The 13,017-nt window shown below is 73.9% G+C and carries 14 protein-coding genes; 6 read left to right on the top strand and 8 right to left on the bottom strand.

The genetic code is table 11. The features are described 5' to 3' along the window. The first annotated feature begins 47 nt into the window (after positions 1-47). The 4 genes from dapD to OSR43_RS05335 all read left to right on the top strand — a co-directional run bounded on the left by dapD (position 48) and on the right by OSR43_RS05335 (position 3,673). Positions 48-1,010 carry a 2,3,4,5-tetrahydropyridine-2,6-dicarboxylate N-succinyltransferase gene (dapD, locus tag OSR43_RS05350; RefSeq protein WP_302270068.1) on the top strand — a complete coding sequence of 321 codons (963 nt, stop codon included), beginning with the start codon at positions 48-50 and terminating at the stop codon, positions 1,008-1,010. A gap of 97 nt (positions 1,011-1,107) precedes the next feature. Then, entirely contained in the window at positions 1,108-2,070 is a 963-nt protein-coding gene (locus OSR43_RS05345; RefSeq protein ID WP_302270065.1) for a hypothetical protein, read from the top strand. Between the two features lie 165 nt (positions 2,071-2,235). Beyond that, a complete protein-coding gene (locus OSR43_RS05340; protein ID WP_302270063.1) occupies positions 2,236-2,415 on the top strand; it encodes a DUF5999 family protein in 180 nt (59 codons plus the stop codon). 46 nt (positions 2,416-2,461) lie between these two features. Next, positions 2,462-3,673 (top strand): AI-2E family transporter, encoded by a 1,212-nt coding sequence (locus OSR43_RS05335; RefSeq protein WP_302270061.1) that lies wholly within the window; start codon positions 2,462-2,464, stop codon positions 3,671-3,673. Positions 3,674-3,809: 136 nt separating this feature from the next. Here the strand turns inward: OSR43_RS05335 and OSR43_RS05330 are convergent, their stop codons facing one another. The 3 genes from OSR43_RS05330 to fdxA form a co-directional block, all read right to left on the bottom strand. Beyond that, positions 3,810-4,583 carry a hypothetical protein gene (locus OSR43_RS05330; protein ID WP_302270060.1) on the bottom strand — a complete coding sequence of 258 codons (774 nt, stop codon included), beginning with the start codon at positions 4,581-4,583 and terminating at the stop codon, positions 3,810-3,812. Between the two features lie 223 nt (positions 4,584-4,806). Then, positions 4,807-5,886 (bottom strand): succinyldiaminopimelate transaminase, encoded by a 1,080-nt coding sequence (dapC, locus tag OSR43_RS05325; protein WP_364865415.1) that lies wholly within the window; start codon positions 5,884-5,886, stop codon positions 4,807-4,809. A gap of 14 nt (positions 5,887-5,900) precedes the next feature. After that, on the bottom strand, positions 5,901-6,227 hold the full coding sequence (gene fdxA / locus OSR43_RS05320) for a ferredoxin (RefSeq protein ID WP_187811229.1): 327 nt from the start codon (positions 6,225-6,227) through the stop codon (positions 5,901-5,903). Positions 6,228-6,316: 89 nt separating this feature from the next. On the opposite strand from fdxA, the gene OSR43_RS05315 reads away from it, so the two are divergent. Then, the gene (locus OSR43_RS05315) at positions 6,317-7,261 is read left to right on the top strand and encodes an N-acetyltransferase (RefSeq protein WP_302270058.1); all 945 of its coding nucleotides are present in this window, start codon (positions 6,317-6,319) and stop codon (positions 7,259-7,261) included. On the opposite strand, the gene OSR43_RS05310 is transcribed toward OSR43_RS05315, so the two are convergent. From OSR43_RS05310 to OSR43_RS05290, 5 genes are read right to left on the bottom strand one after another with little or no spacing between them, the layout of a single operon-like run. Continuing rightward, positions 7,245-8,105, bottom strand: a complete 861-nt coding sequence (locus tag OSR43_RS05310; protein ID WP_302270056.1) for a triacylglycerol lipase — start codon at positions 8,103-8,105, stop codon at positions 7,245-7,247. The genes OSR43_RS05315 and OSR43_RS05310 overlap by 17 nt on opposite strands. A gap of 30 nt (positions 8,106-8,135) precedes the next feature. Next, positions 8,136-9,860 carry a VanW family protein gene (locus tag OSR43_RS05305; RefSeq protein ID WP_302270053.1) on the bottom strand — a complete coding sequence of 575 codons (1,725 nt, stop codon included), beginning with the start codon at positions 9,858-9,860 and terminating at the stop codon, positions 8,136-8,138. A 9-nt stretch (positions 9,861-9,869) separates the two neighbouring features. After that, positions 9,870-10,232 (bottom strand): hypothetical protein, encoded by a 363-nt coding sequence (locus tag OSR43_RS05300; protein ID WP_302270051.1) that lies wholly within the window; start codon positions 10,230-10,232, stop codon positions 9,870-9,872. A gap of 7 nt (positions 10,233-10,239) precedes the next feature. After that, positions 10,240-11,175 carry an N-acetyl-1-D-myo-inositol-2-amino-2-deoxy-alpha-D-glucopyranoside deacetylase gene (gene mshB / locus OSR43_RS05295; RefSeq protein ID WP_302270050.1) on the bottom strand — a complete coding sequence of 312 codons (936 nt, stop codon included), beginning with the start codon at positions 11,173-11,175 and terminating at the stop codon, positions 10,240-10,242. A gap of 23 nt (positions 11,176-11,198) precedes the next feature. Next, positions 11,199-11,891: a (deoxy)nucleoside triphosphate pyrophosphohydrolase gene (locus tag OSR43_RS05290; RefSeq protein ID WP_302270049.1), complete on the bottom strand. Its 693-nt coding sequence runs from the start codon at positions 11,889-11,891 to the stop codon at positions 11,199-11,201. Positions 11,892-11,914: 23 nt separating this feature from the next. Between OSR43_RS05290 and OSR43_RS05285 the strand changes: the two genes are divergently transcribed. Further along, positions 11,915-12,964, top strand: a complete 1,050-nt coding sequence (locus tag OSR43_RS05285) for a hypothetical protein (RefSeq protein WP_302270048.1) — start codon at positions 11,915-11,917, stop codon at positions 12,962-12,964. The last annotated feature ends 53 nt before the right edge of the window (positions 12,965-13,017 follow it).

Genomic DNA, 13,017 nt, shown 5'->3' with positions numbered 1-13,017 from the left:
AGAGCACGGGCGGGCGGCGGCCGGGCGCGACGGTAGGATCGGGCGCCGTGACCGACGCAGCCGCCACCGCCCAGCCGACCACCGCGTGGGGCCACGGCCTCGCCACCGTGACCGACGACGGGACCGTGCTCGACGTGTGGTTCCCCGCACCCGCGCTCGGGACCCGCGACGGCGCCGAGGTGCCCGAGGAGCTGACCGCCCTCGAGGGGCGCGACGACGTGCGCCGGGTGGTGCGCGAGGTGCGCACCGTCGAGATCGCCGACCTGCAGGCCGCGCCGTCCTCCACCGAGGACGTCTGGCTGCGGCTCCACCTGCTCAGCAGCCGCCTGGTGGTCCCGCACACCATCTCGATGGACGGCGTCTTCGGGCTGCTCACCAATGTCGTGTGGACCTCGGCCGGTCCCTGCGCCGTCGAGGGGTTCGAGTCGACCCGCGCCCGGCTGCGGGCGGCCGGCCAGCACGTGACCGTCCTCGGCGTGGACAAGTTCCCGCGGCTCGTCGACTACGTCGTCCCCTCGGGCGTCCGGATCGCCGACGCCGACCGCGTGCGGCTCGGCGCGCACCTGGCCGAGGGCACGACGGTCATGCACGAGGGCTTCGTGAACTTCAACGCCGGCACCCTCGGCGCCTCGATGGTCGAGGGCCGGATCTCCGCCGGTGTGCTCGTCGACGACGGCTCCGACGTGGGCGGTGGCGCCTCGATCATGGGCACGCTCTCCGGCGGCGGCAAGCAGGTCATCTCGATCGGCAAGCGCTGCCTGCTCGGCGCCAACGCCGGCCTGGGCATCTCCCTCGGCGACGACTGCGTGGTCGAGGCCGGCTGCTACGTCACGGCCGGCACCAAGGTCACCGTCAGCGACATGGACGGCAAGCCGCGCGTGGTGAAGGCGGTCGAGCTGTCCGGCACCAGCAACGTGCTGTTCCGCCGGAACTCCGTGACCGGCGCCATCGAGGCGGTGCCGTGGCGCAGCGAGGGCGTCGAGCTCAACGCGGCGCTGCACGCCAACTGACCGGGCCCCTGACCGGGCCCCTGGCCGGTCCACTGGCCGGGCCGCTGGTCCGGCACGCTGGCACAGGCCGATTTCGGCCGGTCCGGAGACTGGCTCCATGAGGGTGGGGACGGGCGTCGCGCTGCTGGGCGCGGCCGCTCTGGGCGTGAGCGCGTACGTGGGGTGGGACGTCCTGCGGGACTCCACCCCGTTCCTGGGCAGCGAGCAGTGCACCGCGACGGTCGACGGCCGCACGGTCGAGCTCGACGTGGAGCAGGCCGAGAACGCCGCCCTGATCACCGGCATCGCCGTCGGCCGCGGCCTGCCCGCGCGTGCGGCCACGATCGCGCTCGCCACGGCGTACCAGGAGTCGGAGCTCTACAACATCGACTACGGCGACCGGGACTCCCTCGGGCTGTTCCAGCAGCGGCCCTCGCAGGGCTGGGGCACGCCCGCGCAGGTGCTCGACCCGGCGTACGCCGCCGGGAAGTTCTACGACGAGCTGGCCGAGGTCGGCGAGTACGAGTCGATGGAGGTGACCGAGGCCGCCCAGCTCGTCCAGCGCTCGGGCTTCCCCGACGCCTACGCCGACCACGAGGCCGACGCCCGCGTCCTCGCCTCCGCCCTCACCGGCAACTCCCGCGCGGCGTTCACCTGCGAGGTGGACGGTGACGCCGACGAGGCCTCCGACGACCTCACCGCCTCCGGGCTGGTCCGCCGGGCCGAGAAGGTGCGCCGGGAGGTCGAGAACGTGTTCGGCGACCAGTCGCTCGGCGGGTTCGCACCCGGCGGCGTGCGCGACGGCCACATGGAGGGCTCGACGCACTACGACGGGCGGGCGGTCGACGTCTTCTTCCGCCCGGTCAACGAGACCAACAAGACCCGGGGCTGGGCGGTCGCCCACTACCTCGTGGCGATGGCCGACCGGCTGGACGTGCAGACGGTGATCTTCGACGACCGGATCTGGAAGAACGGCTGGCGTTCCGGGTCCGGCTGGCGCGACTACGACCCGCCGTCGCGCTCGGGCGACCAGGCGATCCTCGAGCACCGCGACCACGTCCACGTCGACGTCTTCGACTGAGGCAGCCGCTGCGCCGGCGGTGGGGCCGGCCCGCGCGCACAGCCTCCAGGTCGCCGCAGGCTTGTCCACAGATTCGCGCAGATCGGCTGCACGACGGCCGATCGTGTCGTTCCATGGAAGCCCTTCCACGCTTCCACCCGATCGAGACCGAGAGCGACCACGACGATGTGCGACCACTCCCCCGCCTGCCCCGAGCCCACCGACGCCGCCTGCTGGTCGGCGCACGTCACCGCCGACCACAGCGAGCAGGGCTGGTGCCGGCTCTGCAACGGCGTCGTGCTCTTCGACGACGGCCACTACCTGACCCCTGACGGCTCCGACCACCTGCTGCAGCCGGCCTCCTGAGGGGTGCGCACCGGGCGGAGCCGGTCGAAGGGGGTACCCGTCCTGTGTGCCCCCGACCTCCCCTGACTCCCCGAGCCCCGACGCGAGCCCGCGCTCCGCGCCCGACCCCGCTCCCGCACCCTCGTCCGCCCCGCTCGCGGCCGCGAGCGAGACCGCCCGCCAGGCCGGCCTGGCCACCGGACTGACGTGGCTCGCCACCTGGTCCTGGCGCTGGGTGGGCGTCGCCCTCGCAGCCGTCGTCCTCGGCTGGTTGGTGGGAGTGCTGTGGGTCGCCCTCCTGCCCGCCTTCCTCGCCCTGATCCTGGCGTCGGTCCTCCAGCCCGCCAGCGAGCTGCTGACCCGGCGCACCCGGGTGCCACGGGGACTGGCGGCCGGCCTCGTGATGCTCGCGGCGCTGGCGGTCATCGCCGGCGGCGTCGCGGCCATCGCGCCGTCGGTCACCGGTCAGGGCGACGAGATCGTCTCCGACGCCTCCGAGGGCATCGACCAGCTGCGTGACTGGGCGGTCGAGAAGGAGCTGATCTCCCAGGACCAGGTCGACACCGCCGTGACCGACGCCCGCGACCGGCTCGGCGACAGCGCCGGGTCGATCGCCAGCGGCGTCCTCGTCGGCGTGAACGCCGTGTCCTCCGGCCTGGTGACGCTGGCCCTCACCCTCGTGCTGACGTTCCTCTACCTCAAGGACGGCCACCGGTTCCGGCCGTGGGCCGCTGGGGTGACCGGCCCCCGGGTGGGCCGGCACCTCGACCAGGTGCTCGACCAGGTGTGGACCACGCTCGGCGGCTTCGTCCGGACCCAGGCGATCGTGAGCCTCGTCGATGCGGTGCTCATCGGCATCGCCCTCGCCGTGGTCGGCGTCCCGCTCGCCGTGCCGCTGGCGGTGCTGACGTTCTTCGGCGGGTTCGTCCCGATCCTCGGCGCCTTCGTCGTCGGCGGCCTCGCGGTCCTGGTGGCGCTGGTGTCGGTCGGCATCGAGGGCGCGCTGGTCGTGCTCGCGGCGATCATCGTGGTCCAGCAGCTCGAGGGCAACGTCCTCCAGCCGTGGCTGCAGTCGCGTGCGATGCAGCTCCACGCCGGCGTGGTGATCCTCGCGGTGACCGTGGGCTCGACCCTCTTCGGCATCGCCGGCGCGTTCCTCGCCGTACCTGTCGCGGCCATGGTCGCCGTCGTCCTGCGCTACCTCTCGACGCTCGCGGACCCGGCCCCGCCGCTCACCCCGCCGGCGCCTGACGAGGACGCCGGGGCGCAGCCGGCCTGACCAGCGTGCGGGACCTGACCCGCACCGCACCCCTCCACGTACGACGACAGCGCCACCCCCCGGCCGGGCGGTGGCGCTGTCGCGTGTGCTGCGGTGCTGCTGTGGTGCTGTGCTGCTGTGGTGCGGTACTGCTGGGTCAGGCGGCCTGGCGCGGGAACGGCAGGGGCAGGCCCGGCAGGTCGCAGACCAGCGGCAGGTCGATCGGCAGGGCCTCGCAGAGCGGGCCGAGCAGCAGGTCGAGCGGGTTGCCTCCGCCGAGACCACCGGCAGCCGCGTCGCAGATGGCCTGCGGGAGACCCGCGTCGCACAGCGGCTGGATCGGGCTGTCCGCACCCGGCGCCGGGAGACCGCCGGCCGTGGCGTCACAGAGCGGCTGCAGGGGCGCAGCAGCGTCGCAGAGCGGCTGCAGCGGGCTCGCGCCACCGCCGCCACCCGGGGTCGGGATCGGGATGCTGGCGAACGCGTCGCAGATCGCCTGGGGCAGACCGGCGTCGCACAGCGCCTGGATCGGGCTGGCGCCCGGCGTCGTGGGCGTGCCGCTGTTCTGGCAGGCACGCAGGTTGCGCTGCGCGCGCGACTTGCGCTGCTTGGCCTTGCGGACCTGCTTGGCGAACTTCTTCTTCTTGACCTTGGCCTTCTTGACCTTGGTCTGGTTGCCCGAGCTCTTGGCCTTGCGGAGCTGCTTCTTGGCGGCCTTCAGCTTGGTCTGCTTCTTCTTGACCTGCTTGTTGGCCCGGTTGACGTCCGCCCGCTCCGCGGAGCAGTCGGCAGCAGCCGCGGCGGCCGACGAGGAGGCGGTGGTGGCGCTCGGCGCGCGAGTGACACCGGCACCGGCGCCACTGGTGAACCCCAGCACGAGCGCGACGGCCACGAAGGCCACCGCCACGGGCCGGAGGAGGGATCGGATCATCTGGGTGTCTCCTAAAGGGGGGTGAGGTCAGCGTGCGGTCGTCACGCGTTGCCTGTGGCGCACCGGCATCCGGACGAGGGAGTGCACAGCCGTTGCCCCGATGTCCCGAGGCGCGCGACTGCGCTGTTACCCCTCGCCGGCGTCGCCGGTGAACCCGTGTGCACCGTAACCCGCGGTGAGCCCGATCACACCTCGGATCCCGGATTTCGGGCTACCCGATCCCTCAGGAGGCGGAAAGACGCTCCGCGGCGGCGTCGATGCGCTCGTCGGTGGCGGTGAAGGCCACCCGGACGTGCTGGTCGCCGGCCTTCCCGTAGAAGGAGCCGGGAGCGACGAGGATGCCGCGCTCGGCGAGCGCCGCGACCGTGTCCCAGCAGCTTTCCCCGCGGGTGGACCAGAGGTAGAGCGAGGCCTCGGAGTGGTCGACGCGGAACCCCGCGCCCTCCAGGGCGTCACGCAGCACGCGGCGGCGCGCGGCGTACCGGGCGTGCTGCTCGGTGGCGTGGACGTCGTCGTCGAGCGCGGCGGCCATCGCCCGCTGCTGCGGCCCGGGCATCTGCAGGCCGAGGTTCTTGCGCACCGCGAGCAGCTCGCCGACCAGGGCGGCGTCGCCGGCGACGAACGCGCAGCGGTAGCCCGCGAGGTTGGAGCGCTTGGAGAGGGAGTGCACGGCGAGGATGCCCTCGGCCGACCCGCCGCAGACGTCGGGGTGGAGCACCGAGACCGGCTCGGCCTCCCAGGCGCACTCGACGTAGCACTCGTCGGAGACGAGGATCGTGCCCCGCTCGCGGCACCACTCGACGACCTTGCGGAGGTGCTCGACGGGCAGCACCCGGCCGGTGGGGTTGGAGGGCGAGTTGAGCCAGAGCAGCCGCGGCACCTCCGGCCCGAACGCCGTCAGCGAGTCCGTCGCGAGGGCGCGGGCACCGGCGAGGGCGGCGCCGACCTCGTAGGTCGGGTAGGCCAGCTCGGGGTAGCCGATCAGGTCCCCCGCACCGATCCCGAGGTGGACCGCCATCGATCCGATCAGCTCCTTGGAGCCGATCACCGGCAGCACCTGGTCGAGCCCCAGCCCGGTCACGCCGTGCTTGCGCTCCATCCAGTCCAGGCAGGCCTGGCGGGTCTCGGCGCGGCCGATCGTGAGCGGGTAGCCCGGCGAGTCCGCGGCGGCGCGCAGCGCCTGCTGGACGACCTCCGGAGTGGGGTCGACCGGCGTGCCGACCGAGAGGTCGACGATCCCGTCGGGGTGCCGACGGGCCTGCTCGGCGTACCTGACCAGGTGGTCCCAGGGGAAGTCAGGCAGCCGCGAGGAGACGCTCAGTGGTCCTGGTTCTGCGGCTCGAGCCCGGCGATGAACGGGTGGTCCTTGTCGATCTCACCCATCTTGGCCGCGCCACCGGGCGAGCCGAGGTCGTCGAAGAAGCCGACGTTCGCGGTGTAGTAGTCCTTCCACTGCTCCGGCACGTCGTCCTCGTAGAAGATGGCCTCGACCGGGCAGACCGGCTCGCAGGCACCGCAGTCGACGCACTCGTCGGGGTGGATGTACAGCATCCGCTTGCCCTCGTAGATGCAGTCGACCGGGCACTCGTCGACGCACGCGCGGTCCTTCAGGTCGACACACGGCTGGGAGATGACGTAGGTCACCGGTTCCTCCTGGGCGCAAAGGGATGCACGTACGGGCTCAACCCTAGTATCCGGTCGTGGCCGTTCCGTCAGAACCCCAGGATGTGGGCGTGGGCACTCCGGCAGCGGTGGGACAGCACCTGCTCGGCCCGCACGTCGTGGGCCGCCGCGTGGTGGTGCGCCGCGTGCTGCGCGGCGAGACCGGTCCGAGCGGCGGACCGGCGCTCACCGACCAGCTCGGCACCTGCCTGGCCTGGACCGGCGGTCCGGGCGGCAGCTGCCTGCTGCAGCCCGACGACCCCGCGGCCGCGCCCGTCCGGATCGCCCTGGCCGACATCGTCTCGGGCAAGCCGGTGCCGCCCCGCCCCAGCCACCGGCTCCGCGTGGACCCCCGCGAGGCGCAGCTGCGGGCCCTCGCGCTGTGGCCGGACCTGGTGACCGAGCCGGTGGGCGACTGGGTGCTGCGCCGCTCCCCCACCTCGACGGCCCGGCGCGCCAACTCCGTGCTGGCCTTCGGCCCCGCCGGGGTCGACCCGGTCGACCGGGCCCACGACCAGGTCGTGGGCTTCTACGCCGCCACGACCGGGCGGCCGGTCGCCGCGGTGCCGACCGACGGCGCCGAGGAGGCGTCCTTCCGCGCGCGCGGGTGGGTCGCGGAGAGCGGCGACGCCGACACGGTGTTCTCCGTGGCCGGGGTCGCCGCCGCCCGCCGCGCGCTGCGGGGAGCCGGCGCCACCGGCGACGAGGTCGAGCTGGTCGAGCAGGCTCCCGGGGTGGTGCGGGCACAGCTGCCCGGGGCGACCGGCGTGGCGGCGTACGACCGGGACTGGGTGGGGTTCCGCGGCATCGAGGTCGACCCGGAGCGCCGGCGGCAGGGTCTCGGGCTGCGGGTGATGGCCGCGCTGCTGGGCTGGGGCGCGGAGCAGGGGGCGACGACGGCGTACCTGCAGGTGCTCGCCGACAACGAGCCGGCGGTGGCGCTCTACGACCGGCTCGGGTTCGTCGAGCACCACCGGTACCGCTACCTGGCGCTGGACCTCAGCACGCGGGCCTGAATCCCTTGCGCGCGGGGCCCGGCCGGGTCAGCGCCTCGAGGGTCCAGGCGATCGCGGTGCGGCTGGTCGGGATCAGCAGGTGCTCGGCGAGGTCGCCGGGGCAGGAGTCCTGGATCGTGGTGTTGGTCGTGCGCGGGCCGGGTTCGAGGTACCCGGACAGGTGCGGCACGACGACCTCGTCGTACGCCGTGGTCACCTGCGTGTAGCTGACCCGCCCGTGCGTCTCGTCGCCGGCGTTGAGGCGGGTGAGGAACGGCGAGCCGACCGCCTGCTGGTTGCAGGACCGGCAGACCAGGTCGAGGACGGGGTTGGTGAGCAGGGCGAGCGCGGTCCCGCCGCTGAGGACGGTGCCGTGGTTGGACGGCGCGAGGCCGATGAGGTCGTCGACGACCTTCGCCCCGCCGAGGAACTTGATGTAGTGGCGGGGCATCATCCCGCCCTGGGAGTGGCCGACCATCGAGACCTTCGCGGCGCCGGTCGCGGCCAGCACGCGCTTCGTGAACCGCTTCAGCTGCTGCGCGGAGGTGGCGATGTCGCCGGTGGCGCGGTTGCCGTAGTCGAGGGAGTAGACGCAGAACCCCTTCGCCTTGACCGCGGCCGACAACGGGTCGAGCAGGCTCCGGCGGTCGCCGATCGTGCCGTGGACGAGGACCACCGGGGTGGGTCGCTCCGCGGTCGGGCGGCAGTCCCAGTCGTTGGCGCCGACCGGGTCGCCGGGCCCGCCCGGCAGCGGCAGGGGGAACCCCGACGGCGCTGCACCGGCCGGGCCTGCCGGTCCGACGATCGCGAGCGGGGCGAGCAGGAGCAGGAGGGCCGAGACGACGGCCGCGAGGGGTGCGCGCACGTCCGGACCAACGACGGGGACCGCCGGCGGTTACTTGCAGACGACCGTGTCGCTGGGGGTGTACGTCGTGTGGAAGGTCTCGCGGTGGTCCAGCTCGTCCTGGCCGGCCTTGCGGAAGTAGCGCACCACGTCGACCTGGAAGCCGGAGTACCCGGTGTTGGGGTAGCAGTCCGGGGTGTCGAGCGTCCGCGTCTTCGGCGGCGTGTAGGCGTACCGGTCCGAGGTGGTGGTGGTGATGTCCCAGACCTTGGTCGACCACATCGAGACCGTGACCACGCCTTGGCCACCGCTGCTGCTGCTCGGGGTGACCTTCGCGTCGATCAGCACGCCGTACGGCGTGTCGTTGCGGAACCGCAGGTCGACCGCTCCCCAGGCGACGGTGGCCTCGCGACCGACCGGGTAGCGGTCGATGTAGAAGGAGTGCGGCTTGTGCTCGACGTCCTCGAGGCCGGCGAAGAACATCGCGTTGAACAGCGTCGTGGCCATCTGCGAGACGCCGCCGCCGAGGTCCTCGACCAGGATGCCGTCGTTGATGACGAAGCCGTCGGTGAAGCCGTTCTCCTCGGTGCGCTCCCCGACCGTGCCGTTGAGCGAGAAGGTCTCCCCCGGCTTGAGCACGGTGCCGTCGACCAGCTCGGCGGCCCGGCCGATGTTGGTGTTGCGGTAGTCCGCGTGGGGGTAGTACGTCGTGAACGTCGAGACCTGCTCGGTGATCTGGAGCTTGCGGGCGTCGGCGGTGGTGAACTCCGGCTCGGCGACCTTCGCCCGGACCTCCAGCCTGCGGTCCTCCCCGGTGCGGGTGACCAGGTCGAGGAAGGTCTCGGTGACCTGCTCGGGGTCGTAGGTCACCCCGGGCTTGGCCGGCACGACCTTCGGCTTGCCGCCCACGAGGGCCACGGTCGCGTCGACCGGGGCGCCGTCGTCGCCGACCACGTCGCCGACGAGGTCCTCCAGCGCCGGCTCGTCGACCTCCGGCACCAGCTCGCCGCCCTCGGCGGTCATGGTGACGAGCGGCGCGAACTGGCGCGGGGACAGCCGCACCGGCGAGTCATCGAAGACGAGGGTGACCGGGGCCGAGACCGCCGGGTTGGCGAAGCCCTCGACGGCCTCGCGCAGGTCGGCTTCGTCGATCTCGGGCTCGGTCTCGACCAGGGGCACCTCGACCGTCGGCTCCTCGGAGAGGTACGCCGCCGCGAGCTCGTCGCGCAGCGCGTCCCGGTCGACCTCCTCGCCCGGGCGCGGGTCGGTCGTGACGACCCGGCTGCCCTCGAACCGGATCGCGCCGTCGCGGGCGGGCCGGACGACGTCCTCCTCGACCGGCGCCAGCGCCTCGGCGAGGGCCTCCTCGTCGACGACGACCACGGCGTCGAGGTCCTCGCCGTCGGTGTAGTAGGCCCACAGCCGCCGCGGGTCCCAGGACCGTCCGCCGCCGGCCTCGGCGACCGAGGCCCGGTGGTCGACGGCGACGCCGGCGGCCGCGGGGTCGACGTCCCACGTCCGGCCACCGGCGGTGAGGGTGAACGGCGCGTCGGCGCGTTCGGCGAGCCCGTCGCGCAGCGCGCGGACCGCCGCGTCGGGCTGCTTCCCGCCGATCGCCACGCCGGACACGGTCGTCCCACGCGGCACGCGGTCACCGGCCATCGCGTAGGCGACGACCCACCCGACGCCGACGAGCGCCACCAGTCCCAGCAGGACGAACAGGACGGCGCGGCCGCCGGCCTTGTCGCGGGACGGGGCCGCCTGCTGCTCGTTCACGCCGCCATCCTAGGAAGGGGGTGCCTGGCCGGGCCGGTCGGCGGCCCGGGCGGGGCGCGGGAGCGTGGCGAACGCCGCCACGAGCAGCACGAGCGCCAGGCCGAGGAGCAGGTAGCCGCCCCCGCCCGCAGGCACCAGGTAGTCGCCCTCGGGACGCTCCTGCAGCGCGGCGGCCAGCACGGCGGCCCACCCCCCGGCGTACGGCGGGCGCGTGCACCAGCGCGCGGGCAGCGCGACCAGGGCGGCGACGCCCGCGAGCGCGCCGAGGAGCAGCCCCCACCACAGCTGGTGGAGGGCGACCGTCGCCACCGCCACGGCCACGCCGGTCACCGCGCAGGCGACGAGCAGGCCGATCGCGGCCAGCACCCTCACCGGCGCGTCAGCTGCCGGCAGGGAGCCCGGCGAAGAGGTCGCTCTCGAGGCCGTCCTCGCCGACCGGGCCCTGCTGCCCCTTGGCGATCCGGTAGAACTCCAGGCCCCAGGCCGTCGCGCCGACGTTGTTGCTGAGCGCGAAGAACGGCCCGTCGGTGGTGACCTGGGTCGGGTATGCCTTGAGCGCGGCCATCTTGCGGTCCACGAAGTCGGTCGCGTCGATGCCCGCGGCGAGGTTCTCGTCGGGGGTGACGAAGTGCGGGAGCGGGCCGTCGGGGTCCATCCCCTCGAACGACGTGGTGTCGCCGGCCTCGCGGAGCATCCGCAGGCCCTGGCGCATCCGGCTCTCCGACATCGCGCCCCAGTAGATCTTGGCGACCTCCCACGGCTCGCCGAGCTCGGCCTTGTACGACGGCACGGCGGCGAGCTGCGCGGCGTACATCGCGACCCGGTGGGCCTGGATGTGGTCGGGGTGGCCGTAGCCGCCGAACTGGTCGTAGGTGACCAGGACCTGCGGCCGGACCTCGCGGATGATCGTGACGAGGTGGTCGGCGGCCTCGGTGAGGTCGGCGTTCCAGAAGGCGTTGGGGTGCTTGGCGATCACCTCGGGGTCGCCGATCGCGTGGCCGTCGGGGTGCCAGGCCATGCCGGAGTCGCGGTAGGTGCCGAAGCCGCCGAGCCACCGGTGGTCGGTGACGCCCAGCTCGCTCATCGCGTCGGCGATCTCGCCACGACGGTGCTCGCCGAGGCGGTCCTCCTTGTCGGCCGCGAGGTGCTCCAGCTCGGGCACCAGGATCTCGCCCATCTCGCCGGCCGTGCAGGTCACGAGCGTGACGCCGCGGCCCTCGGCGACGTACTTCGCCATGGTCGCGCCCTGGCCGATCGTCTCGTCGTCGGGGTGGGCGTGGACGAGGAGGAGGCGGTGCTCGGGGCGTTCGGGCATGGGGATGATCCTAGGTCTGGTGCTCAGGGGCGCTTGATCCGACGAGGTGAGGTCGGCAGGTCGAGGGGGGAACCCGCCGCCGGCCCGGTCTGTTCCGCGCCGTCCTCGTGGTCCAGCCAGCCGTCGTGCTCGTCGACCAGGAGCTCCAGCGCGACGACCGGGGCGTCGGCGAGCACCGCCCAGGGGTGGTCCTCGTCGTCGTCCTCGCCGGCGAGCCGCTCGCGCTCGACGTGGGCGTCGTACCCGTCGTGGCGGAGCCTGCGGGCGACCTGCACGGCGTCGTCCTCCTCGAAGAACACCGCCCGCAGGCTCGGCCCCGTCGACCGCAGCTCGTGGGCGACCTCGGCGAGGAACGGGCGGTCCGGCTCGAGCCAGTCCACCTCGTCGAGCTCGTCGGGCCCGAGCCAGCGGAGCCGGTCGTGGGTGTCGTCGCGCGGCTCGGGCTCCTCGACGTCGCCGCCGATCCGGACCAGGGCGGCGGTGAGCTCGCGGGTGTCGCTGATGGGCACGACGCCGGCGAGCCAGCGGACGACGTCCACCTCGACGCCGAGCTCCTCGGCCAGCTCGCGCTCGAGGGCGCTCTCGGGCCGCTCCCCCGGCTCGACCTTGCCGCCGGGCAGCTCCCACCGTCCGGCGGCCTCCGCAGGACGGGTACGGCGCGCCGCCAGCACCCGGCCGCCGCGGACGACCGCGGCGGCGACGACCTGTTGCCTCACCTGCCGAACTCTAGGGTCGGGGCATGCACGGAGTGCACCTGACCCGGACCACGGAGAACGTCGACGAGATCGAGGCGCTCGCCGCCCGCCTGGAACCCTCGGGCGGCGGGCGGGTGCCCGTCGGCCGGTTCCTCGAGGACCTCCGCGCCTCCGGCCGCCGCGGGCGCCGGTCGCCGCTGGGCCGGCTGCTGGGGCGGAAGGTGCGGCGGGCCTTCACCTGGGACGCCGCCGACCGGCGCGACCCGCTGTGGTGGCCGCAGGGCATCTCCTCCTCCGCGGACGCCTCGGACTCCACCGACCTGGTCGAGGGCCGCCGGGTGCTGGTGGTCTCCTGGTACGCCAAGGCCGACCAGGGCTCGCGGCTGACGTTCGTCGACCTCGACACGCTGCGCTACCGGCACGTGCTGCTGGTCGTGCCGACGGTCGCCGACGGCGCGGTGCACCTCGAGCCGCTTCGCGTCCACGCCGGGGGGATCGTGTGGCGCGGGCCGTACGTCCACGTGGCCGCCACGGCCCGCGGCTTCGTGTCGGTGCGCCTGGAGGACCTGATGTGGGCGCCGGTCGAGGGCGACTCGCTGTTCGGCTACCGCTACGTCCTGCCGGTGCGCTTCACCCACCGGGCCGCCGCCGACGAGGGGGTCGAGAGGCTGCGGTACTCCTTCCTCTCCCTGGACCGGTCCACCACCCCGCCCGGCCTGCTCGCCGGGGAGTACGGCCGCCGCAAGCAGACCCGTCGGTTCGCCCACTACCCGCTGGACGCCGACACCGGGCTGCCGGTGCTCGACGAGGCCGGGTACGCCCGCCCGGCCGCGCTCGACGACACCGGGCTCGCCGGCATGCAGGGCGCGGTGACGGCCGGCGGCGACTACCACGTGACCGCCTCGCACGGCCCCTGGACCTCCGGCTCGCTGCACGTCGGCGCCCCCGGATCGTTCCGCCGCCACCGGCGGGCGCTGCCGATGGGGCCCGAGGACATCTGCTGGTGGCCGCAGGACGACCTGCTGTGGACCGTCACCGAGCACCCGCGCCGCCGGTGGGTGGTCGCGGTGCCGCGGTCGTCGGTCCCGGCCTGAGACGCACGACGCCCCCGGACCGTCCGGTCCGGGGGCGTCGCGGTGCTGCTAGC

It is taken from the genome of Nocardioides sp. Arc9.136, from assembly GCF_030506255.1.
In the GTDB taxonomy this organism is placed as follows: Bacteria; Actinomycetota; Actinomycetes; order Propionibacteriales; family Nocardioidaceae; genus Nocardioides.
The sequence above is the reverse complement of the archived record's forward strand: the minus strand, read 5'-3'. Positions and strand labels throughout refer to the sequence as shown.